Here is a 21,058-nt window from a genome sequence, read left to right as displayed (position 1 = left end):
CGGCAAACCCCGTTCACGCGCCCATCACTCCTCCGCTGCCCGGCAGCGGTCTTTCCCCGGACAGAGTGCCTTCCAGGAAAGAGGGTCGGCCGCGGCTGACCATCCTCCGCCGGGACGTTCCCCCCGGCCGGCACTCCGGCACTCCGAAGCGGGCCGCTAAGTGGAGTGGCTACTGCTCGGAGCAGGACTGCTCCTCATCCTCGGCACCGGTTTCTTCGTTGCCGTCGAATTCTCCCTGGTCGCGCTCGACCAGGCCACCGTGCAGCGCGCCGTGGACAACGGCGACACCGCCGCGGCCCCGCTGCTCAAATGCCTCAAATCCCTGTCCACCCAGCTCTCCAGTTGCCAGCTCGGGATCACCCTGACCACGCTGCTCACCGGCTACGTGATGGAACCGTCGGTGGGCAAGCTGCTGGAGGGCCCGCTGACCGTACTTGGCCTGCCCGCAGCCGGCGCCACGTCAGTCTCGCTGGTGCTGGCAATGGCGTTGGCCACGCTGCTGTCCATGCTGATCGGCGAACTCGTCCCGAAGAACATGGCCATCGCCCTGTCATTCCCGGTCGGGAAGGCCCTGGCCCGGCCGCAGCTGGTGTTCACCGCAATCTTCAAGCCGGCCATCGTGGTGCTCAACGGCTTCTCCAACAAGGTCCTGAACGTCCTTGGCCTTGAAGCCAAGGAGGAGATTTCCGGGGCCCGCACGCCGGCGGAGCTTGCCTCGCTGGTGCGCCGCTCGGCCGCGATGGGAACCCTGGACGAACGGACTGCCAACTTCATCTCGCGCACTCTGAAGTTTTCCGGGCGGACGGCTGCGGATGTGATGACCCCCCGGATCCGGGTGGAAACCATCGACAGCCACCAACCGGTCTCGGACATTGTCGAGGCCGCCAAACGCACCGGCTACTCACGTTTCCCCGTGATCGGCGAGTCATCGGACGACATCCGCGGCGTGGTCCACATCAAGAAGGCCATCGCCGTTCCGGTGGACCGGCGGGCCAACCTGGAAGCCGGCGCGATCATGACCGAGGTGCTCCGCGTGCCCGAGACTATCCACCTGGACGGCCTGCTCGCCGAACTGCGCGAGGGCAACCTGCAGCTTGCGGTGGTCCTCGACGAATACGGCGGAACGGCCGGGATCGCCACGCTGGAGGACCTCGTGGAGGAAATCGTCGGGGAAGTCGCCGACGAACACGACAAGGTCCGCCCCGGGCTGCTGCAGAGCGCCTCGGGGGACTGGTACTTCCCGGGCCTGCTGCGCCCGGACGAACTCTCCGAACAGATTCCGGGCCTGACCGTGCCGGACGAGGCAGCCTACGAAACCGTCGGCGGGTACGTGATGAGCCAGCTCGGCCGGATCGCGGCCGTGGGCGACACGGTCGACGTCGTCGGCGGAAAGCTCAGCGTGACCCGGATGGACGGACGCCGGATCGACCGCATCTGCTTCAAACCGGCTCCGCCGGAGCCCGAGCGGCCCACCGGACGCAACGGGCGCATTGATGCTGCCGGAAAGGCCGGTGCCGCGTGAACGACTGGCTGGGAATCCTGTGGCTGGCAGTGCTGCTGCTGGGCAATGCCTTCTTCGTGGCGGCCGAATTCGCCGTTATGTCCGCCCGCCGCAGCCAGATTGAGCCCCTCGCCGAGTCCGGATCCAAGCGGGCCCAGACGACGCTGCGGGCGATGGAAAACGTCTCACTCATGCTGGCCTGCGCCCAGCTGGGCATCACGGTCTGCTCCCTGCTGATCCTGCAGGTGGCCGAGCCCGCCATCCACCACCTGATGGCGGCCCCGCTGGAGGCGGTCGGCGTGCCGACCGAGATGGCCGACGTCGTGGCGTTCGCCATCGCCCTGCTGGCGGTCACGTTCCTGCACGTGACCTTCGGCGAGATGGTGCCGAAAAACATCTCGGTCTCGGTCGCGGACAAGGCAGCCCTGCTGCTCGCGCCGCCGCTGATGTTCATTGCCCGCGCGGTCAGGCCGGTCATTGTGGCCTTGAACTGGTCCGCGAACCACATCCTGAAACTGATGCGGATCGAACCGAAGGACGAGGTGACGTCCTCCTTCACGCTCGAGGAAGTCCAGTCGATCGTGCAGGAATCCACCCGCCACGGCCTGGTGGACGACGACGCCGGCCTGATCACCGGTGCGCTGGAGTTCTCCGAACACACGGCTTCCCAGGTCATGGTGCCGCTGGAGAAGCTCGTGATGCTCAAGGCGGCGACAACGCCGGAGGAGTTCGAGAAGTCGGTGAGCCGGACCGGGTTCTCCCGGTTCCCGATGCTCGACGAGGACGGCATGCTCTCCGGCTACCTCCACATCAAGGACGTGCTCTCGATCCCGGAAGCCGGCTACCAGCACCCGATCGCCGAGAGCCGCATCCGGTCGCTGGCCAACCTGGCCATGGACGATGAGATCGAAAAGGCGATGTCGGTCATGCAGCGCACCGGCTCGCACCTCGCCCGGGTGATCGGCCCGGACGGGCACACCCAGGGCGTGCTGTTCCTCGAGGACGTGATCGAGCAGCTGGTCGGAGAGATCCGCGACGCCACACAGGCCACCGGCTACCGCAGGCTCGGGCAGGAATAGGGGAACCGGCAACACGGGTCTAACCCTAAATAGGAATGATTCCTATTTAGGGTTAGACTCGGTGTATTGCTAACGCTTCTCAATAACAGATCCGAGGTATCCCTGTGCGCCGTTCCGCCGCCGCTGTTGTCCTTGCCGGCCTCAGCAGCCTCCTGCTGACCGCCTGCGGCCCGACGTCGGGCGGCGACCGGCCCGGCGCTGGCGATGGTGTGGTGGAGGTGGTTGCCTCCACGAGTGTGTACGGCGACATCGTCCGCAGCGTCGGCGGCGGCAAGGTCCGGGTGACCTCGATCATCAACCGGACCAGCCAGGACCCGCACTCGTACGAGGCCACCACGCAGGACAAGCTGGCCGTCTCCAAGGCCGAGCTGGTCGTGGAGAACGGCGGCGGCTACGACGACTTCCTGCACAAGCTGGCCCAGGACACCGGGCTGCAGGACCAGAACCTGCTCAACGCCGTGGACACCTCCGGGCTGGCCTCCGCCGCCGGATCGGCCTCGCCCGACGCCGACGGCCACAGCCACGCCCCCGCGGGATTCAACGAACACGTCTGGTACAGCACCGCCGCGATGGGCCGGCTGGCCGACGCGCTGGCGGACAAGCTGGGCGCACTCGAGCCGTCCTCGGCCGGGGACTTCCGCAACAACGCCGCAGCCCTGAAGCAGAAACTCGCGGGATTGGACACCCGGCTCTCCGGACTCAAGGCCACCGCGGCCCACGGCGGGGTCGCCGTCACCGAGCCGGTCCCGCTCTACCTGCTGGAGGCTGCGGGACTTGAGAACCGGACTCCACCCGAATACAGCGCCGCAATCGAATCCGGCTCGGACGTACCGCCCGCCGTGCTGCGGTCCGCCGTCGACGTCGTGAAATCCGGTGGCATCCGGCTGCTCGCCTACAACCCGCAGACGGAAGGCCCCCAGACGCTCGCGCTCAAGGACGCGGCCGTCGCCGCCGGCGTTTCCGTGGTGGACTTCAGCGAGACGCTGCCGGAGGGCAAGGGCTACCTTGAGTGGATGTCCGACAACGTGGACGCGCTGGCCAAGGCCCTCGGCCAGCGCTAGCCGGGCCTAAGATAATCGCAACGGCGTGGCCACCTGGCCTGCGCAGAAATTGAGGAAAACCCAGTTGACACCCGTAGTGAGCCTGCGCGGAGCCTCCCTGAAGTTCGGCACGAGGACCCTGTGGGAGAACCTGGACCTGGACATCAATCCGGGGGAGTTCTTCGCCGTCCTCGGCCCGAACGGCAGCGGCAAGACCACCTTTCTCAAGGTCCTGCTTGGCCTGCAGGAACTGACGTCCGGCACCGCTGTCCTGGCCGGCCAGCCCATCGCCCGGGGCAACCCGCGGATCGGCTACATCCCGCAGCAGGAATCCCTCGACCCCGACACGCCGCTGCGCGCCCGGGACCTCGTGGGCCTCGGGGTGGACGGCCACCGCTGGGGGATCCGGCTCGGCGGGGCCAAGGTGAACCGCAAGATCGACCGGCTCCTCGAACAGGTGGGCGCGCTGGACTATGCCAAGGTTCCGGTGGGCCAGTTGTCCGGCGGGGAGCAGCAGCGGCTGCGGGTGGCGCAGGCCCTCGCGACAGACCCCAGCGTCCTGCTCTGCGATGAGCCCCTGCTGTCCCTGGACCTCCAACACCAGCAGGCCGTCAGCGCCCTGATCAACGAGCAATGCCACGAGCAGAACAGTGCCGTGGTGTTCGTGACGCACGAGATCAACCCGATCATGGACTACGTGGACCGGGTCCTGTACCTTGCCGGCGGACGCTTCCAGGTGGGCACCCCCGGTGAAGTCATGACCACCGAGGTCCTGTCCAAGCTCTATGGCAGCCGGGTGGAAGTGGTCCACGCCAACGGGCGGATGATCGTGGCCGGCATTCCGGAAGCCGCCACGCACCACCACGAGGACGCCCACGCGGTTGCCGGGGAGGTCGGCTAGATGGATCTGGACAGCGTGCTCCATTCAATCTTCAACTTCGAGAACTACGGCGAACTGCTCGTGCTGGTGCAGAACTCCATCTGGGCCGGCGCGGTGCTGGGACTGCTCGGCGGCCTGGTGGGCACCTTCGTGATGAAGCGCGACCTGGCCTTCGCGGTGCACGGCATTTCCGAGCTCTCCTTCGCCGGCGCGGCCTTTGCCCTGCTGGTCGGTGCCGACGTCGTGCTCGGCTCGCTCGCCGGTTCGGTGGTGGCGGCGCTGCTGCTGGGGCTGATGGGTGTCCGGGCCCGGGACAAGAACTCGACCATCGGCGTGCTTATGCCCTTCGGCCTCGGCCTGGGCATCCTTTTCCTCTCGCTCTACGAAGGCCGGGCGGCGAACAAGTTCGGCCTGCTTACCGGCCAGATCGTGTCCGTCGGCACGGTGCAGCTGCAGGTGCTCGCCGGCGCCGCCGTCGTCGTGATGCTGGCCCTGGTGGCCATCTGGCGTCCGCTGACTTTCGCGAGTGTGGACCCCCGGGTGGCCGCGGCGCGCGGTGTCCCGGTGCGCGGGCTGGCGCTGGGTTTTATGCTGCTGCTGGGCGTGAGCGTGGCGTTGTCCATCCAGATTGTCGGCGCCCTGCTGGTGCTGGCGCTGCTGATCACCCCGGCCGCCGCGGCCCTGCGGGTGACTTCATCGCCTCGGCTTGTGGTGCTCCTGAGCATCGTCTTCGCCGTGACGGCGACAGTGGGCGGCATCCTGCTGGCCCTCGGCGGCCGGCTTCCCATCAGCCCGTACGTCACCACGCTGTCCTTCCTGATCTACGTGGCGTGCCGCGTGATCGGTGGCATCCGGGCGAAGCGGGGTCTCAACGGCCGGGTGGTGCGGCCCGCACCGGCGCCGGCCTAGCCTCGGCTCGTGCTCACCAACGAGCTTGGCCGGAACCGGTTCAAGCAGGACTGAGGGGCGGGCTTAAAGCTGGCCGGGGCATGCGCTAGCTGCCCGCGCGCAGGACCGTGCACTCGGGGCACAACCCGAAGATCTCCACGGTGTGCTCCACCGCGGTGAAGCCGTGCTCGCTGGCGATCCGCGCGGCCCAGGCTTCGACGGCGGGTGCCTCGACCTCCACGGCCTTGCCGCAGCTGCGGCAGAGCAGGTGGTGGTGGTGCCCGGTGACCGCGCACCGCCGGTATACCGCCTCGCCGTCGGCGTTTCGCAGCACATCCACCAGTCCGTCGTCGGCGAGGGACTGCAGGATCCGGTAGGACGTGGCGAGCGAGACCGGGGTGCCTTGCTCCTGCAGGATGCGGTGCAGTTCCTGGGTGCTGACGAAGTCGTCCAGTTCGTCGAGGGCAGCGCTGACCGCCAGCCGCTGCTTCGTGACGCGCTGTTCCTTGCCGGCCGGCTGTTCCTTGACACTGGCCTCGGCCGGTGCCTGGCTGCCGCCGGTGGTGGCGCCCTGGGACATGGAGAAACTCGCTTCGCTGGGGTCATGCTGCGGGTAAGAGCAGGGTCCCAGATTACCAGCCGGGCACCGTGGACACGGCTTCGGACCGCGCCATAGGCTGGCCGGATGAAGCTGACGAAATTCACCCACGCCTGCGTCCGGATCGAAAAGGAAGGACAGGTGCTGGTGCTGGACCCGGGCACCTTCTCCGAGACGGACCAGGCGCTTGACGGCGCGGCCGCCGTGCTGATCACCCATGAACACGCGGACCACATCGACGTCGACGCCGTCTCCGGGGCCCTGCTGGCCAGTCCGGAACTGCAGCTGTTCGCGCCCGCGGGTGTGGCCACGGAGCTGAGGGGCAAGGCGCCCGAGGCCGCCGGGCGGATCCACACGGTGGCCGCCGGCGAGTCCTTTAAGGCGGCCGGCTTTGCGATCCGGAGTTTTGGCGGCCAGCACGCGCTCATCCACCCGCAGATCCCGGTGGTCGCCAACGTCGGCTATCTGGTGGATTCCAACCTCTACCACCCGGGGGATTCCTTTGCGATCCCGGACGGCATCGAGGTGCAGACCCTGCTGGTGCCGATCCACGCGCCGTGGAACAAGGTGGGCGAGGTCGTGGACTTTGTCATCGGGGTCCGCGCGCCGCGGGCGTTTCCGATCCACGATGCCCTGTTGAACGACACGGGACGCGGCCTGATCGAGGGGCACGTGACCAGGATCGGCGCCAGGTACGGCACCGAATACCGCCACCTGGACAGCGGCGAGGCCGTGGAGGTTTAGCTGGCCGGCCAGGCTCCGCTGGCGAAGAATTCCCGGATGGTGGCTTCGTGGGGCGCCGGGTCCAGGCCTTGGGACTGCAGCCACTCGGGGCTGTAGTAGTTGCCCGAGTAGCGGTCGCCGGCGTCGCACATCAACGAGATGACGCTGCCGCGGCGGCCCTCGGCGATCATCTGAGCGATGAGCTGCCAGACGCCCCAGAGATTCGTGCCGGTGGATGGGCCGGCGTGCAGCCCGGCGTGTTCGCGCAGGTGCCGCATAGCGGCCACCGAGGCGGCGTCCGGCACCTGGATCATGTGGTCGATCACGGCGGGGACGAAGCTCGGCTCCAGCCGCGGCCGCCCGATTCCCTCGATCCGGGACGGCAACCCGGTTGCGTCCGACGCAGCGCCGCCGTCGCGGCTGGCCAGCCAGCCGGGAAAGAACGCGGAATTCTCCGGATCGACGACGGCGAGGCGGGTGTCGTGCCGTTGGTAGCGCAGGTAGCGGCCGATCGTGGCGCTCGTTCCGCCGGTGCCGGCTCCCACGACGATCCAGCGGGGGACCGGGTGCTCCTCGAGTGCCAGCTGGCCGAAGATCGACTCGGCGATGTTGTTGTTACCGCGCCAGTCGGTGGCGCGCTCGGCGTAGGTGAACTGGTCCATGTAGTGGCCGCCGGTGCTGCGGGCCAGATCCTCGGCCGCCGCGTAGACCTCCGAGGCATGGTCCACCAGGTGGCAGGAGCCGCCAAACTGTTCGATCAGTGCGATCTTTTCACGGCTCGTGGTCCGGGTCATCACCGCGATGAACGGCAGGCCGAGCAGTTGGGCGAAATACGCCTCGGAGACGGCCGTGCTGCCGCTGGAGGCCTCCACGATGGTGGTGCCTTCACGGATCCAGCCGTTGACCAGCCCGAACAGGAACAGCGAGCGGGCCAGGCGGTGCTTGAGGCTGCCCGTGCGGTGGGTTGATTCGTCCTTGAGATACAGCTGGACGCCCCAGCGTTCGGGCAGCGGCACCGAGTAAAGGTGCGTGTCGGCGGATCTGTTGTTCTCGGCATTGATCCGGCGGATGGCTTCGTCGGCCCAAACCCGGTCCTGCTGGCGCACTCTCGTCACCGCACCAGCCTACCCGGGGCGTCGCCGGGCCACAGTTAGAGTGGACGGATGGACACCCTCATGACTGTGGCCGAACTCAAGGACCGGCTGGACGCCGGCACACGGACGGTGCTGCTGGACGTCCGCTGGGCGCTCGGCGACCCGCACGGCCGCGAGCATTATCTGGAGGCGCACATCCCCGGCGCGGTCTTCGTGGACCTCGCCACCGAGCTTGCCGGACCGGCCGACCCCAGCCGTGGACGCCATCCCCTGCCGCCGCTGGAGCAATTTCAGCAGTCCGCGCGTTCGTGGGGCATCCGGAACGGCGACGTCGTGGTGGCCTACGACAACACCGGCAACCTGGCCGCAGCCAGGCTCTGGTGGATGTTGCGCAACGCCGGCTTCCCCTCGGTGGCACTGCTCGACGGCGGCCTGGCCGCCTGGCGTGACGCCGGATTCGACGTCGACAGCGGCGAACCGGTCGTGGAACGCGGCGACGTCGTCCTGTCCGACGGTGCCATGCCGGAAATCGATGCTGCCGGGGCTGCCACGTGGTCCCGCAATGGTCTGCTGCTCGATGCCCGGGCCGGCGAACGGTACCGCGGCGAGATCGAACCCATAGACCCCCGCGCCGGGCACATTCCCGGGGCCGTCAGCGCGGCCACCACCGGGAATCTCGCGGCCGACGGCCGGTTTCTTCCGGCGGCTGAGCTGCGCGAACGCTTTGCCGCCCTGGGCGTTCGGGCCGGAGTGCCCACCGCCGTGTACTGCGGTTCCGGCGTGACGGCGGCCCATGAGGTCGCGGCGCTGGAGATCGCCGGGTTTTCCGCGGCCCTGTACCCGGGGTCGTTCTCGGAATGGTCCAACGATCCCGCGAACGACGTCGTGACCGGAGCTGCTCCCGGGGCGAGGCAGTCGCGGCGAACTAGCGCAGGCTAAGCCGCAGGATGCACTGCCGGGCGGACGCCCTGCGACCGCCGGGTGAAGCGCGTTCCCGGCAGGGGCGGGGCGGTGGAGTGGTAGTTGTGGCCGGTTGGGGTTGTGAGTTGGAGGGTGTGTCGGGGTCCGGGGCGGGGTTGGGCGTTCCAGCCGGGTGTTTCTTTGGTGTGGTTGCAGGCTTCGCAGAGTCCGGCGCCGTTGCCGAGGTTGGTGGTGCCGCCGTTGTGCCAGGGGATGATGTGGTCCAGGTGGCGGATGGGGGCGTCGCAGTAGGGGGTGCGGCAGGTGTGGTCCCGGGCCTGGATGAAGCGGCGGTGTCCGGGCGGGAAGAGCCGGGCGCGGGAGTCCATGGCGACGAGGTCGCCGGTGGCGGGGGCGGTGTAGAGCCGGCGGAGCCAGACCGCCATTGTTTGGTTCCGGTCCGGGCCGGCCAGCGTCCGAGCCCAACCGGCGGGCACGATCCCGTAACCCGGGAGCCGGGCGGGTTCGCTGTCGCCCTGGAAGAGGGTGCGGTCGGTCATGATGAGCTGGATTTCGATGCCGCTGATCCCGCCGGCCTTGCCGGTGGTGCGTTCGACCAGTGCGTCGGCCATCAGCTGGCCGCGGGAGCGGGTGTCGCCGTCGGAGCGTGCAGCGTCCGCGGCCCGGGTGAGCGCGGCGTGGACGGCGACACCCTGGGCGACGGGGAGCAGGGCGGTGAGGTAGCACATGGTGTCCGGTGCGGGGCGGAGGCTGACGTGGCGTTCGGTCTCGGCGTGGGCGGCGCGGTCGGTGGCGGAGCGGGGGTCGCGCCGGTAGGCGGCGGCGCGGGCCGCGGCGGTGATGGCCCGGTCGCCGGCGCCGTCGAAGGCTCCGGTGTCGGGGGCGAGTTCCTCGTCGACGGCGGTCCGGTCGGCCGAGGGCAGGCAGGCGGTTTCGCGGACCAGGAGGGTGGCGCGCCATTCGTTGAGCCGGCCGGTTTCGAGGGCGGCGAGGGTGTGCGGCATTTCGGTGACGAGCGCCTTGGCGAGGCCGAGGAGCCGGCCGCCCTTGGCGGGGGATTCGCGCCGGGCGAGGGCGATCTGTGCGCCGACCCCGGTGCCGAGCTGCTCGGCGGGAACGCCGGCAAGGGATTGTTCCCGGCGCTGGGCCAGGTCGAAGGCGACGGCGTCCCGGGCCTGACGGGCGGCCAGGGCGGACTTCAGGTCCTCCAGCTCGCGTGTTTCGTCGATGAGCGCCGCGGCACTGGCCGGGGCCGGGATTCCGGCCAGGATCCGCGCAAGGTCCGCGACCGTCACGCTTGCCGTTAGGGGCACGTCGGGCCCTTGCTTGCCGTCCATGGAAAAAGCCTAGTGAGCACCCATGACATTTTTCGTCCGCCGTAAATCGGCGCGCTGTCGCGGGCCGCTCCAGGATGGACGGCGGCGACCTGGCCGACCGCTCCAGTGACCGTTTTCGGTCCCCGGGCGCCTATCGGCCGCCAACCAGCACGTTCTGCTGGATTTTTCGCCACCCTTGAGCTTCAAGTTCTTTCGTCTCGAAGCCGTCCGTGACCAAGGTGGCCGACTTGCCGTTCAGTCCAGAGATGGAGACGATCTGGCCGGTCGTCATTGAGCTGCCGCAGCCGCCGATGAAAATGCCCGGCCGAGCGTCGGAAACCGCGGCCAAACAGGTCAGCGTGCGGTTCTCGCCCTGAGCTGCGTAATAGCGCACTCCCTCGGACTCTGCGAGCAACCGGGTATTTTCCAGCTTGGGGTTCTCCGTAATGGCGGTATCTGCCGGCAACTGGTCACCGGCGACGGCATCGCGCTGAAACACCGCGAGTCCCGCCGGTGTTGAGCACCCGCCAAGGAGCAAAGCGGTGCAGATGGCCCCGAATACGTGAAGTAATGGACGATTCAGTGCCCTGCCCCCTCAGGCTGTGTCGATGCCCCGAGGCTACAGCAGCACAGCCGAAGCGCTAGCGGAGCAACGCGCCACACAACGTAGGCGTACGATCTGCCGATGGACTTTGAACCCGTCGGACCGGACGCAGCCATCGGCGCGGACGACCGCGCCGCCGAGTACCGGGTGCGCAGGATCTGCGGCGCCCCGGGAGACGACAACACCACCACGGAAACGATCCTTTTCCACGCCGGCTAACGCCCGGACACCCAGGCGCCATGAGGCTTCCAATGGCCCCAAGTGGCATCGAAACCGCTCCCGGGGGTAGCGTCAAACCATGACTCCCGGACGCCCCGTACCGCCGCCGCTCGCCAAGCCGCTTCCCGACCTCAATAACAGTACCGACGCTGCCACCGCTGCCACGCTCGCCGCCGCCTACGGCGCCACGTCCAGCGACAGCGGCCTCGTGCCGCTGACCGTGTCCCGGCGCGCGCCCAAGGAGGACGACGTCGAGATCGCGATCGAGTTCTGCGGGCTCTGCCACTCGGACGTGCACGCCACCCGCGGGGAATGGGGCGCCCAGAACTACCCCCTCGTTCCGGGACACGAAATCGTCGGCCGCGTCAGCCGTGTGGGCTCGGCCGTCGACGACTTCGCCGTCGGCGAGCGTGTCGGCGTCGGATGCCTGGTCGATTCCTGCCGTGAATGCGACAGCTGCCTCGACGGCCTAGAACAGTACTGCGAAAACGGCACAACCGGAACCTACGGCGCCAAGGATGCCCGCAACGGAGACTCGATCACCCAGGGCGGCTACTCCAGCTCAATCGTCGTGGACCGCAACTACGTGCTGCGCATCCCGGAAGGCATGGACCCGGCCGCGGCGGCGCCGCTGCTCTGCGCAGGCATCACCACCTATTCGCCGCTTAACCACTTCGAGGTCGAGGAGGGCGACGCCGTCGGCGTCGTCGGGCTCGGCGGCCTCGGCCACATGGCAGTCAAGATCGCCAAGGCCATGGGCGCGGAGGTGACAGTCTTTACGACGTCGGACGCGAAGTTTGCGGCGGCCCGCGAACTCGGCGCCGACCACGTCATCCTCTCCACGGACCCGGCCGCGATGGAAGCCGCGGACCGCAGCCTCGACGTCATCATCGACACTGTCGCCGCACCGCACGACCTCAACCCCTACTTCCGCACCCTGCGCGTCGACGGCGCTCTCTTCCAGCTGGGCCTGCCCTCGGAGGCAATGCCTCCGGTCAACCCCGGGTCCCTGATCCGGCGCCGAATCGCCTATGCCGGCTCGCTGATCGGCGGCATCGCCGAGACCCAGGAGATGCTGGACTTCTGCGCCGAGCACGGTGTGGTGTCCGACGTCGAAGTGGTTGGCGCGGAACAGCTGAACGAGGCCTACGACCGCATGGTGGCGGGCGACGTGAAGTACCGATTTGTCCTGGACGCCAGCACCCTGGGGTCCCCGGCGGAAAAGGCGGATGTATGAGCACCCTGTTCACCAAGATCATCAACGGCGAGATCCCCGGCCGCTTCGTCTGGCGCGAGGACGACGTCGTCGCGTTCCTGACCGTGGGCCCGCTCGCCGACGGGCACACGCTCGTAGTGCCGACCGAGGAAGTGGACCGCTGGACGGATGCCGCTCCTGAGGTCCTGGCCCGGGTGATGGAGGTGGCCCGCAAGATCGGCGCGGTCCAGGTGGACGTGTTCGACGCCGCCCGGGCCGGCCTCATCGTCGCCGGCTACGAGGTCAACCACATGCATGTCCACGTGTGGCCCTCCAACTCGATGGCGGACTTCGACTTCGGCTCGGTGGACCAGCACCCGGACCCCGCCCGGCTGGACGCCAACGCCGAGAAGCTGCGCGCCGGCCTGCGCAAAGCCGGCCACGCGGAGCACGTCCCGGACGCCTAGGCGCCCGGAAGCACTACGCCGGCGCCAGCGCCTTGTTCAGGACGGTCCGGATCCGCTTTTCGGAGACCGAATAGGCGGTGCCGAGTTCGACGGCGAAGAGGCTCACCCGCAGTTCCTCAATCATCCAGCGGACCTGGGTTAACCCGGTCCCAGCCCGGCGCCCGGGCAGCAGCGCGGAGACGGCGTCGTCGTAGTCGTCCTCAAGGGCCTGGATGGTCGCCATGTGCTGCGCATCGCGCTGGACGTTGCCGGGCAGCTTCTCAAGGCGTTTCTCGATGGCCGCAAGGTAGCGGGGTAGCTGGCTGAGCTGGGCGTAGCCCGTCCGTGCCACGAACCCGGGGAAGACCAGCTGCTCCAGCTGGCTTCTGACGTCGTTGAGGGCACTGATCAGGGCCAGGCTCGTGGTGCCCTTGAGCTGCTTCTCGATCCGCCGCGTGCTGGCGAGGATGCGTTCGACGACGGCGGTGACCGTAAAGACTGTGTCGATCAGCTCGGCCCGGACCTGCTCGTAGAGCGCCTTGAAGGAGGGCTCGTCCCACGGCAACTCGGCCGGGGTGAGCTTGTCGATCGCGGCCAGGGCGCAGTCCGCGATCAGCGCCGACACGGAGCCGTGCGGGTTCTGGCTGAAGGTCAGCTTTTCGGTGTTGTTCAGGTGCTCGAGCACGTAGCGGTCCGGCGGCGGCACCTTCAGCGCGAGCAACCGGATCACCCCGCCGCGCATGGCCTGCTCCTGCTCGGAGGTGGTCTGGAAAAGGCGCAGCGCCACGGACGCGCCCTCGTCGACCAGGGCAGGGTAGCCCGTGACGGTGTGGCCCTTGACGGTGCCCTGGACCTGGCGCTGTACGGTGCCAAAGGTCCAGTCCTTCAGGCCCGACAGTTCGGTGAACCCGCCTGGGGCGGCCGCGGGCTGCGCCGGTGCGGCGGTAGGCCCGGCGGCGGTGCCGTTCGCGCGGCCGCCGGCCTTGCCGCCGGCCTTCGGCGCAGTTGTTGACGGGGTGGCGCCCAGGGACTCGGCGATGGCGCGGCGGGTGGCAGGCGCGAGCTTTTCCTGCAATGCAGCGAGATCCTTGCCCTCGTCGAGGACCTTGCCGCGGGAATCGACTACGCGGAAGCTGACCCGCAGGTGCGGCGGGACAGCGTCCCAGTTCCAGGACCCCGGCGGGATCACCTGGCCGCGGATCCTGCGCAGCACGAGTTCCAGCGAGGCCTCCAGCTCGTCCGTGGCGGGATCGAAATCGGCCTCCAGCGCGGCCACGGCCTGGCGTGCGACATCGGGTGCGGGGACGAAGTTCTTCCGCACCTGCTTCGGCAGCGACTTGATCAGGGCCGTGACCAGTTCCACCCGCTGGCCGGGGATCAGCCAGCGGAACGCGGCGTCGTCCAGCTGGTTCAGGAACAATACCGGGACCTCGGCGGTCACGCCGTCCGAGGGGTTCGGCGGGGAGCCGGGGGCGACGGGATGGAACTCGTAGCTCAGCGGCAGCTCGAAGCCCTTGTGCTGCCAGGTCTTCGGGTACGCGGAATCATCCAGCGCGTCGGCGTCCTCGCTGATCAGCAGCGCCTGGTCGAAGTCAAGCAGGGTGGGGTCCTGCTGGCGTGCGTCCTTCCACCACTTGTCGAAGTGGCGTTCGGAGACCACGTCCTTGCCGATCCGGGCATCGTAGAACTCGAAGAGGGTCTCGTCGTCGACCAGGATGTCGCGGCGGCGCATCCGAGCCTCGAGCTCCTCGACTTCCTGGAGCAGGGCACGGTTGCGGTGGAAGAACTTGTGGTGGGTCTGCCAGTCGCCCTCCACCAGCGCGTGCCGGATGAACAGTTCCCGGCAGAGTTCCGGATCCACCTTGCCGTAGTTGATCCGGCGGCTCGGAATAATGGGTACGCCGTACAGCGTGACCTTCTCATGCGCCATCACCGAGCCCATCTTCTTGGACCAGTGCGGTTCGCTGTAGCTGCGCTTGACCAGGTCCGGTGCCACCTGCTCGGCCCAGAGCGGATCGAACTTCGCCGCGACGCGCGCCCAGAGCCGGCTGGTTTCGACCAGCTCGGCCGCCATCACGAAGGTGGGGGACTTCTTGAACAAGGCCGATCCGGGGAAGATCGCGAAGCGGCTGCCGCGGGCGCCCGCGTACTCGCGCTTGCGTTCGTCCAGGATGCCGATATGGCTCAGCAGCCCCGAGAGCAGGCTGATGTGGATGCCGTCGTGGTGGCCCACCGGATCCGTGAGCCGCTTATTGTCGAGGCTGATCCCCAGGGGCCGGGCGAGCTGGCGCAGCTGGGCGAAGAGGTCCTGCCATTCCCGCACCCGCAGGTAGTTGATGAACTCGTTGCGGCAGAGCCGGCGGAAAGCCGTCGAGGAGAGCTCCTGTTGCTTCTCCTGCAGGTAGTTCCACAGGTTCAGGTAGCCGGTGAAGTCCGAGTTCTCGTCCCGGAACCGCGCGTGTTTCTCCGCGGCAAGCTGCTGCTTGTCCGTTGGGCGCTCGCGCGGATCCTGGATGGTCAGCGCTGCCGCGAGGATCATGACCTCGCGGACGCAGCCGCGCTTGCCGGACTCGACGATCATCCGGCCCAGCCGGGGGTCCACCGGCAGCTGGGCAAGCTGCTGCCCGACGGCGGTGAGCCCGCTGCCGTTGCTCTTCCGTGCGCCGCCGTCGCCCGCGGCGCCGGCCGGACGCAGGGCGCCGAGCTCGCGCAGCAGCGAGACTCCGTCGTTGATCGCGCGGGAGTCCGGCGGTTCAACGAACGGGAAGTTTTCCACGTCCTTCGGACCGCGGGCCACGCCCATGGCGGTCATTTGCAGGATGACGGCAGCGAGGTTGGTGCGCAGGATTTCCGGATCGGTGAACAGCGGCCGCGACTCGAAATCCTCCTCCGAGTACAACCGGATCGCGATGCCGTCGGAGACACGGCCGCAGCGGCCCGAACGCTGGTTGGCGGAGGCCTGGGAGACCCGCTCGATCGGCAGCCGCTGGACCTTGGTGCGGTGCGAGTAGCGCGAGATGCGCGCGGTGCCGGTGTCGATGACGTACTTGATCCCGGGCACCGTGAGCGAGGTTTCGGCCACGTTGGTGGCCAGCACGATCCGGCGCTTGCTGCCGGGGTGGAAGACCTTGTGCTGCTCCTGCAGGCTCAGGCGGGCGAAGAGGGGGAGTACCTCGGTGCCGGCCAGCCGGCGGTTCGTCTGGATCCGCGCGTTGAGCGCCTCGGCGGCGTCGCGGATCTCCCGCTCGCCGGAGAAGAAGATCAGGATGTCGCCGGGCGCCTCCAGCGCGAGTTCGTCGACGGCGTCGCAGACGGCATCCAGCGGGTCGCGGTCCTCTTCGAGTTCGTCGTCGGAGGAATTGTCCGCATCATCACCAATTGCACCGGGGCCGCCGGCCGGCGCCGAGAGCGGGCGGTAGCGGATCTCCACCGGGTAGGTGCGGCCGGAGACTTCGATGATGGGGGAGGGCGCCTCCTCGCTGCCGAAGTGCTTGGCGAAGCGCTCCGGGTCGATGGTGGCCGAGGTGATGATGATCTTCAGGTCGGGGCGCTGGGGGAGGATGCGTTTGAGGTAGCCGAGGATGAAGTCGATGTTGAGGCTGCGTTCGTGCGCCTCATCAATGATGATCGCGTTGTACTTGCGCAGCAGTTTGTCGCGCTGGATCTCCGCGAGCAGGATGCCGTCCGTCATCAGCTTGACCTTGGTGGAGCGGCTGACCTCCCCGGTGAAGCGGACCTGGAAGCCGACCTCCTGGCCGATCTCGACGCCGAGTTCCTCGGCGATGCGCTCGGCGACCGTCCGGGCGGCGAGCCGGCGCGGCTGGGTGTGGCCGATCAGGCCGTTCTCGCCCAGGCCAAGTTCCAGGCACATCTTGGGGATCTGGGTGGTCTTACCGGAACCGGTCTCGCCGGCGATGATGGTCACCTGGTTCGCGGCGATGGCGGCCATCAGGTCCTCGCGGCGCTCGGAGACGGGCAGCTCGGCGGGGTAGGAGATATGCAGTGTCATGGCTGCACACAGTCTACTGGCCCGGCTTGCTGTCCCGGCGCCGTACATAGGGTTGCCCGGTCCCTGGTGGGGCCGGGCAGCGGCGGGTGGCGGGGGCAGCGGTGCGGGGATGGTTTAGAAGAACCTCAGGCTGTAGCTGGTGCTGGGGAGGTCATGAGCCATCCAGTAGTCCTCCGAGCGGACAGGCGGGTTGTGGCCAAGGCCGTCCTTCCGGAGGGCCCGGAGGGTGGCGGCGACGGCGGCGAGGACCAGGACAATGAGGGCGATTCCGATGAGTTCCATAACTCCATGGTTCTCCGGAGCGCGGGGCAAAAAAAGTGGCAGAAATGCCCAAAAAGCTCAAATTTCTGCCACACTGGATTCATGATCAATTCAGTGGCGATGATCGTGGTCCCGCACTTCTCGATCTTCGAGTTCGGGACGGCTTTCGAGGTGTTCGGCGTCGACCGCTCGGACCGGGGCGCCGGTGTGCCCGCCTTTGATTTCCGCGTCTGCACGCCGGTTCCGGGCGACGTGCCGATGAAATCAGGGCTGTCGATGCATGTGGGGCTCGGGCTGGAGGCGGCCGCGGACGCGGACCTGGTCATCATGACCCCGTTCGGCCGGGACGAGGACGTTCCCGAATCCGTCCTCCAGGCGCTGCGCGACGCGCATGCACGGGGAGCGTGGGTCATGTCGATCTGTTCCGGTGCCTTCGCGCTCGCACGGGCCGGGCTGCTGGATGGCCGCCGCTGCACCACGCACTGGCACTACTCCCAGGAGCTGGCCAGCCGCTACCCGTCCGCGCTGGTCGACGAGAACGTGCTGTACGTCGAGGACGACCGGATCATCACCAGCGCCGGCACCGCAGCCGGCATTGACGCCTGCCTGCACCTGGTGAGGGTGGAGCTGGGGGCGAACGTGGCCGCGAGCATCGCCAGGGACATGGTGGTGCCGCCGCACCGGGACGGCGGCCAGGCCCAGTTCATTGACCGGCCGATGCCGCGGTGCGGTTCGCAGCCGATGGAAGAGCTGCTGCGCTGGATGGTGGCGAACCTGGAGGAGGACCACTCCGTCAACGAGCTCGCCGCCCGCGTGCACATGTCGCCGCGGACCTTTGCGCGCCGGTTCCGGGCCGAGACCGGCGCGACCCCGGCAGCCTGGCTCAATTCGCAGCGGGTGCTCCGGGCGCAGGAGCTGCTCGAGACGACCGACCTCAACATCGACGAGATCGCCCGGGAATCCGGGTTCGGCCACTCGGTGCTGCTGCGGCACCACTTCGCCAAGGTGCTGGACACCAGCCCGCAGTCCTACCGGCGGACATTCCGCGGGCACCTCGCAGCGGTCTAACCGCGCTGGCCGTTCGGCCCGGGCGCCTCGGCAGCAGCGCGGGCGCATTCGACGAGCTCGCGCCACGGACCGGTCAGCTCGTGCTCCGGCAGGACCGCCCGGCGCTGATCGGCCCGGATGCTGTACATGAACCGGTCCGGCTGGCCGGTGGTCCCGCTGAGCCCGGCGACGGCGTCCCATGGGCACGCTTCGATGAGCGGTTGCCAGCGGTCGATGTCCTCAGGCGGTTCGGGACTGACGGTCCACGTCCGCTTCATGCCGGCCACGCCGCCGCTGCGCTGGACAGTAATTTTCATCGGACTCGGATCTGGATCGGACTGGTATCTGCCGGAACGCGGCTAGCGCCTCACTCCCGGGTACTTTACCTTCACAGTTTCCCACGCCTGCCGAACGGCGTCATGCTCCCGGGATTCTGCCCCGTAGAGTTCCTTGGCGGACGCCGTCGTGGCCTTGGCGAACGCGCTGAATGTGGCCGCGGCCGGCAGCGACCCTCCCGTCAGGGTGTCGTACCAGATGTGTCCGGGGGCTTCCCAAGCATTGCCGCCCAGCGTGGTCGCGACAACGCAGAACGCGCGATTGGGAATGCCCGAGTTCAGGTGCACCCCGCCGTTGTCTGCGCTGGTGTGGACATAGCCGTCCATCGAGTCCGGCTGCGGATCCTTGCCCAGCACGTCGTCGTCGTACGCCGTTCCCGGGGCCTTCATGGAGCGCAGTGCCGTGCCCTGCACCTGCCCGGTGAAGAGACCTTCGCCGATCAGCCAGCTGGCCTCGGCCGCGGACTGCTGCCTGACGTATTGCTCCACGAGGGCGCCGAAAACGTCCGAGAGGGATTCGTTGAGGGCACCGGCCTGGTTGCGGTACGCGAGCCCGGCGGAGTACTGGGTGACGCCGTGGGCGAGTTCGTGGCCGATCACGCTGAGGGAAGCCGTGAAGCGGTTGAAGACCTGGCCGTCGCCGTCGCCGAAGACCATCTGCCGGCCGTCCCAGAAAGCGTTGTCGTACAGATGGCCGAAGTGCACCGTGGCGTCCAGGGGCAGGCCGTTGCCGTCAATGGAGTTCCGGCCGAACGCCTCCGCGTACAGCCGGTGCGTGTGGCCCAGGCCGTCATATGCCTCGTCCGCGGCCGGATCACCGGTGGCGGGTTCGCCTTCCCTGCGCAGCAGCACGCCCGGGAGTTCCTCGGAGGCTTTCGCATCGTAGATAGTGCGCTGGGGCGGCCCCGGCGTGAGCTGCCGCAGCCCCGGGGGCGCGGCGGCCGCCGGTGCCGCGCGCGACGCCTGGAAACTCTTGACGTGCTGCAGGGCTTCCTTCGCGGCGCGGGCCGCCAATTGGAGCCGTGGTTCGTGGTGCTGTGCCGCCAGCCGGCGCAACAGGTAGGGCGGGATGATGGAGCAGTACATATGAGACCCCTTAGCTTCTGCCGATGCCAACAGACTACGAGGGGCCGCCGACATTTGGCAGGGTTTGGGAACCCTGGGCCTGCAGGAGCCTGCCGGTTGGATACGGTAGGCCAATGGCGCAATCGGAGAAGAACAAGAAGCCCGGGTCGACCCTGCTGACGGTGATCATCGCCTTCGCGGCGAATTTCCTCGTGGCCGCGGCAAAAACGGTGGCCGCGCTCCTCACCGGGTCGGCCTCGATGACGGCAGAGGCCGCGCACTCCTGGGCGGACACCGGGAACCAGGTGTTCCTGTTCTTCGCCGAACGGCGGTCCGCCCGGCCGCGGGACAAGAGCCACCCCATGGGCTACGGCCGGGAAGCCTACGTGTGGTCGATGTTTGCGGCCTTCGGACTCTTCACCGCCGGCGCGGTGGTCTCCATCATGCACGGCATCCAACAGCTCATCACCCCTGAGCCTGCCGCCGACTTCGCGGTGGCCTACGTGGTCCTGGCCGCCGCTTTCGTCTTCGAGGGGATCTCCTTCACACAGGCGTTCCGCCAGACCCGGAAGGCGGCTCACCAGCTGGAACGGCACACCCTGGAACAGGTCCTGATCAGCTCCGATCCCACGCTGCGCGCCGTGTTCGCGGAGGACGCCGCGGCCCTGATCGGCCTGGTCGTCGCCTTTGCCGGGGTATTCCTTCACCAGGTCACAGGCTCGCCGGTGCCCGATGCCGTGGGCTCGATCATCGTCGGCGTGCTGCTGGCCGTCGTCGCCGTCGTGCTGATCGACCGCAACCGGCGCTTCCTGGTGGGCCAGGGCGTCACCCCGGACATCGAACGGTCGATGGCCCGCCGGGTGCTGGAACACCGGGAGATTGCCCGGCTCACCTACCTGCACCTGGAGTTCGTCGGACCGCGCAAGCTGTACCTCGTCGCCGCCGTCGACCTGCAGGGAGACCACCCGGAACATGAAGTGGCCGTGGCACTGCGCCGGATAGAGCGCGAGCTGGAGGACCGCGCGACGGTGGAGGAAGCCGTGCTGACCCTCGCCACACCGGACGAGGCTGCCCTGGACTTCGACGCGGGCGAGAGCCGCGCCGGCGCCTGAGCCGCGGCGAATCCGGGACCGGGCCCTTGTCCGGTGCACGGGGCGGCGGCTACTCTGACCTCGACCGTCGGCAGTGCCGCCCGCGGTCCACCGCCGACCAGGAGGATGCCTTGAAGTTCGATCCGAACACCACCGCCGTTGTACTCATCGAATACCAGAATGACTTCACGTCCGAGGGCGGCGGCCTGCACGACGCGGTCCGACCGGTCATGGAAAAAACGGACATGCTCGCCAACACGGCCCGCGTGGTAGAGGCCGCGCGCGCGGCCGGTGCCACGGTCATGCACGCGCCCATCACTTTTGCCGAGGGATACAACGAGCTTGGCAAGCATCCATACGGAATCCTCAAGGGCGTCGTGGACGGTGGCGTGTTTGTCAAGGGAACCTGGGGTGCGGCCATCATCGACGAACTGGCGCCGGCCGAGGGCGACATCGTCATTGAAGGCAAGCGGGGCCTGGACACCTTCGCCAGCACAAACCTGGACTTCATCCTGCGGAGTAAAGGCATCACCACGATTGCCCTCGGCGGGTTCCTGACCAACTGCTGCGTCGAATCGACCATGCGCAGCGGCTACGAGAACGGGTACCAGGTGGTGACGCTCAGCGACTGCGTCGCAGCGACCTCGGTTGAGGAACACGACAACGCGATCGCGTACGACTATCCGATGTTCTCCACCCCGATGACCGGAGAGGAATTCTCCAGCCGGCTGACCTAGTCCCGCGGA

General features: G+C 68.2%; 21 protein-coding genes. 13 read left to right on the top strand and 8 right to left on the bottom strand.

The features are described from left to right. Positions 1-160: 160 nt before the first annotated feature. The 5 genes from FFF93_RS11075 to FFF93_RS11055 all read left to right on the top strand — a co-directional run bounded on the left by FFF93_RS11075 (position 161) and on the right by FFF93_RS11055 (position 5,409). Positions 161-1,522 carry a hemolysin family protein gene (locus FFF93_RS11075; RefSeq protein WP_138768866.1) on the top strand — a complete coding sequence of 454 codons (1,362 nt, stop codon included), beginning with the start codon at positions 161-163 and terminating at the stop codon, positions 1,520-1,522. After that, positions 1,519-2,580 (top strand): hemolysin family protein, encoded by a 1,062-nt coding sequence (locus FFF93_RS11070; protein ID WP_138768867.1) that lies wholly within the window; start codon positions 1,519-1,521, stop codon positions 2,578-2,580. Before FFF93_RS11075 ends, FFF93_RS11070 begins: the two co-directional genes overlap by 4 nt. A 104-nt stretch (positions 2,581-2,684) precedes the next feature. Continuing rightward, positions 2,685-3,641, top strand: a complete 957-nt coding sequence (locus FFF93_RS11065; protein ID WP_138768868.1) for a metal ABC transporter solute-binding protein, Zn/Mn family — start codon at positions 2,685-2,687, stop codon at positions 3,639-3,641. A gap of 64 nt (positions 3,642-3,705) precedes the next feature. Continuing rightward, positions 3,706-4,521, top strand: coding sequence for a metal ABC transporter ATP-binding protein (locus FFF93_RS11060; protein WP_186372145.1), 816 nt, complete (start codon positions 3,706-3,708; stop codon positions 4,519-4,521). Then, entirely contained in the window at positions 4,522-5,409 is an 888-nt protein-coding gene (locus tag FFF93_RS11055) for a metal ABC transporter permease (RefSeq protein ID WP_138768869.1), read from the top strand. Between the two features lie 85 nt (positions 5,410-5,494). On the opposite strand, the gene FFF93_RS11050 is transcribed toward FFF93_RS11055, so the two are convergent. Next, positions 5,495-5,968 (bottom strand): Fur family transcriptional regulator, encoded by a 474-nt coding sequence (locus FFF93_RS11050; RefSeq protein ID WP_138768870.1) that lies wholly within the window; start codon positions 5,966-5,968, stop codon positions 5,495-5,497. Positions 5,969-6,073: 105 nt separating this feature from the next. Here FFF93_RS11050 and FFF93_RS11045 point away from each other — a divergent pair, with 105 nt between their 5' ends. Beyond that, positions 6,074-6,730, top strand: a complete 657-nt coding sequence (locus FFF93_RS11045) for an MBL fold metallo-hydrolase (RefSeq protein WP_138768871.1) — start codon at positions 6,074-6,076, stop codon at positions 6,728-6,730. On the opposite strand, the gene FFF93_RS11040 is transcribed toward FFF93_RS11045, so the two are convergent. Continuing rightward, positions 6,727-7,824, bottom strand: a complete 1,098-nt coding sequence (locus tag FFF93_RS11040; protein ID WP_138768872.1) for a PLP-dependent cysteine synthase family protein — start codon at positions 7,822-7,824, stop codon at positions 6,727-6,729. The two genes, FFF93_RS11045 and FFF93_RS11040, sit on opposite strands and share 4 nt — an antisense overlap. Before the next feature lie 48 nt (positions 7,825-7,872). Here FFF93_RS11040 and FFF93_RS11035 point away from each other — a divergent pair, with 48 nt between their 5' ends. Beyond that, positions 7,873-8,742, top strand: coding sequence for a sulfurtransferase (locus FFF93_RS11035; RefSeq protein WP_138768873.1), 870 nt, complete (start codon positions 7,873-7,875; stop codon positions 8,740-8,742). Here FFF93_RS11035 and FFF93_RS11030 read toward each other — a convergent pair. Together FFF93_RS11030 and FFF93_RS11025 are read right to left on the bottom strand one after the other, a co-directional pair. After that, complete coding sequence (locus FFF93_RS11030) at positions 8,739-10,061, bottom strand: HNH endonuclease signature motif containing protein (RefSeq protein WP_138768874.1); 1,323 nt, start codon at positions 10,059-10,061, stop codon at positions 8,739-8,741. The two genes, FFF93_RS11035 and FFF93_RS11030, sit on opposite strands and share 4 nt — an antisense overlap. 130 nt (positions 10,062-10,191) lie before the next feature. Next, positions 10,192-10,539: a hypothetical protein gene (locus FFF93_RS11025; protein WP_138768875.1), complete on the bottom strand. Its 348-nt coding sequence runs from the start codon at positions 10,537-10,539 to the stop codon at positions 10,192-10,194. Between the two features lie 186 nt (positions 10,540-10,725). On the opposite strand from FFF93_RS11025, the gene FFF93_RS16960 reads away from it, so the two are divergent. The 3 genes from FFF93_RS16960 (at position 10,726) to FFF93_RS11015 (ending at position 12,525) form a co-directional block, all read left to right on the top strand. Next, positions 10,726-10,863, top strand: a complete 138-nt coding sequence (locus tag FFF93_RS16960; RefSeq protein WP_186372144.1) for a hypothetical protein — start codon at positions 10,726-10,728, stop codon at positions 10,861-10,863. Positions 10,864-10,942: 79 nt separating this feature from the next. Further along, on the top strand, positions 10,943-12,100 hold the full coding sequence (locus FFF93_RS11020) for an NAD(P)-dependent alcohol dehydrogenase (protein WP_138768876.1): 1,158 nt from the start codon (positions 10,943-10,945) through the stop codon (positions 12,098-12,100). After that, the gene (locus tag FFF93_RS11015) at positions 12,097-12,525 is read left to right on the top strand and encodes an HIT family protein (RefSeq protein WP_138768877.1); all 429 of its coding nucleotides are present in this window, start codon (positions 12,097-12,099) and stop codon (positions 12,523-12,525) included. The genes FFF93_RS11020 and FFF93_RS11015 overlap by 4 nt, the downstream gene beginning before the upstream one ends. Positions 12,526-12,538: 13 nt before the next feature. Here FFF93_RS11015 and hrpA read toward each other — a convergent pair whose 3' ends face one another. Together hrpA and FFF93_RS16955 are read right to left on the bottom strand one after the other, a co-directional pair. Further along, positions 12,539-16,513: an ATP-dependent RNA helicase HrpA gene (hrpA, locus tag FFF93_RS11010; protein WP_138768878.1), complete on the bottom strand. Its 3,975-nt coding sequence runs from the start codon at positions 16,511-16,513 to the stop codon at positions 12,539-12,541. Between the two features lie 114 nt (positions 16,514-16,627). After that, on the bottom strand, positions 16,628-16,795 hold the full coding sequence (locus tag FFF93_RS16955; protein WP_186372143.1) for a hypothetical protein: 168 nt from the start codon (positions 16,793-16,795) through the stop codon (positions 16,628-16,630). An 81-nt stretch (positions 16,796-16,876) separates the two neighbouring features. On the opposite strand from FFF93_RS16955, the gene FFF93_RS11005 reads away from it, so the two are divergent. Then, on the top strand, positions 16,877-17,842 hold the full coding sequence (locus FFF93_RS11005) for a GlxA family transcriptional regulator (protein WP_138768879.1): 966 nt from the start codon (positions 16,877-16,879) through the stop codon (positions 17,840-17,842). Here FFF93_RS11005 and FFF93_RS11000 read toward each other — a convergent pair. After that, positions 17,839-18,138: a protealysin inhibitor emfourin gene (locus FFF93_RS11000; RefSeq protein ID WP_138768880.1), complete on the bottom strand. Its 300-nt coding sequence runs from the start codon at positions 18,136-18,138 to the stop codon at positions 17,839-17,841. The genes FFF93_RS11005 and FFF93_RS11000 overlap by 4 nt on opposite strands. A 42-nt stretch (positions 18,139-18,180) precedes the next feature. Continuing rightward, the gene (locus FFF93_RS10995) at positions 18,181-19,242 is read right to left on the bottom strand and encodes a M4 family metallopeptidase (RefSeq protein WP_138768881.1); all 1,062 of its coding nucleotides are present in this window, start codon (positions 19,240-19,242) and stop codon (positions 18,181-18,183) included. A gap of 113 nt (positions 19,243-19,355) precedes the next feature. Here FFF93_RS10995 and FFF93_RS10990 point away from each other — a divergent pair, with 113 nt between their 5' ends. Continuing rightward, entirely contained in the window at positions 19,356-20,333 is a 978-nt protein-coding gene (locus FFF93_RS10990; RefSeq protein ID WP_138768882.1) for a cation diffusion facilitator family transporter, read from the top strand. A 110-nt stretch (positions 20,334-20,443) separates the two neighbouring features. Beyond that, positions 20,444-21,049, top strand: coding sequence for a cysteine hydrolase (locus tag FFF93_RS10985; RefSeq protein ID WP_138768883.1), 606 nt, complete (start codon positions 20,444-20,446; stop codon positions 21,047-21,049). The last annotated feature ends 9 nt before the right edge of the window (positions 21,050-21,058 follow it).

The sequence above is a fragment of the Arthrobacter sp. KBS0702 genome (genome assembly GCF_005937985.2).
Classification (GTDB): Bacteria; Actinomycetota; Actinomycetes; order Actinomycetales; family Micrococcaceae; genus Arthrobacter.
Note: the sequence above shows the minus strand (reverse complement) of the source record. Positions and strands in the feature narration are given on the sequence as shown.

Excerpts from the sequence above, each read along its gene's own strand:
- FFF93_RS11055 (WP_138768869.1), top strand. The coding sequence starts at position 4,522 with ATGGATCTGGACAGCGTGCTCCATTCAATCTTCAACTTCGAGAACTAC.
- FFF93_RS11050 (WP_138768870.1), bottom strand. The coding sequence starts at position 5,968 with ATGTCCCAGGGCGCCACCACCGGCGGCAGCCAGGCACCGGCCGAGGCC.
- FFF93_RS11045 (WP_138768871.1), top strand. The coding sequence starts at position 6,074 with ATGAAGCTGACGAAATTCACCCACGCCTGCGTCCGGATCGAAAAGGAA.
- FFF93_RS11035 (WP_138768873.1), top strand. The coding sequence starts at position 7,873 with ATGGACACCCTCATGACTGTGGCCGAACTCAAGGACCGGCTGGACGCC.
- FFF93_RS11030 (WP_138768874.1), bottom strand. The coding sequence starts at position 10,061 with ATGGACGGCAAGCAAGGGCCCGACGTGCCCCTAACGGCAAGCGTGACG.
- FFF93_RS16960 (WP_186372144.1), top strand. The coding sequence starts at position 10,726 with ATGGACTTTGAACCCGTCGGACCGGACGCAGCCATCGGCGCGGACGAC.
- FFF93_RS11020 (WP_138768876.1), top strand. The coding sequence starts at position 10,943 with ATGACTCCCGGACGCCCCGTACCGCCGCCGCTCGCCAAGCCGCTTCCC.
- FFF93_RS11015 (WP_138768877.1), top strand. The coding sequence starts at position 12,097 with ATGAGCACCCTGTTCACCAAGATCATCAACGGCGAGATCCCCGGCCGC.
- hrpA (WP_138768878.1), bottom strand. The coding sequence starts at position 16,513 with ATGACACTGCATATCTCCTACCCCGCCGAGCTGCCCGTCTCCGAGCGC.
- FFF93_RS16955 (WP_186372143.1), bottom strand. The coding sequence starts at position 16,795 with ATGGAACTCATCGGAATCGCCCTCATTGTCCTGGTCCTCGCCGCCGTC.
- FFF93_RS11005 (WP_138768879.1), top strand. The coding sequence starts at position 16,877 with ATGATCAATTCAGTGGCGATGATCGTGGTCCCGCACTTCTCGATCTTC.
- FFF93_RS11000 (WP_138768880.1), bottom strand. The coding sequence starts at position 18,138 with ATGAAAATTACTGTCCAGCGCAGCGGCGGCGTGGCCGGCATGAAGCGG.
- FFF93_RS10995 (WP_138768881.1), bottom strand. The coding sequence starts at position 19,242 with ATGTACTGCTCCATCATCCCGCCCTACCTGTTGCGCCGGCTGGCGGCA.
- FFF93_RS10990 (WP_138768882.1), top strand. The coding sequence starts at position 19,356 with ATGGCGCAATCGGAGAAGAACAAGAAGCCCGGGTCGACCCTGCTGACG.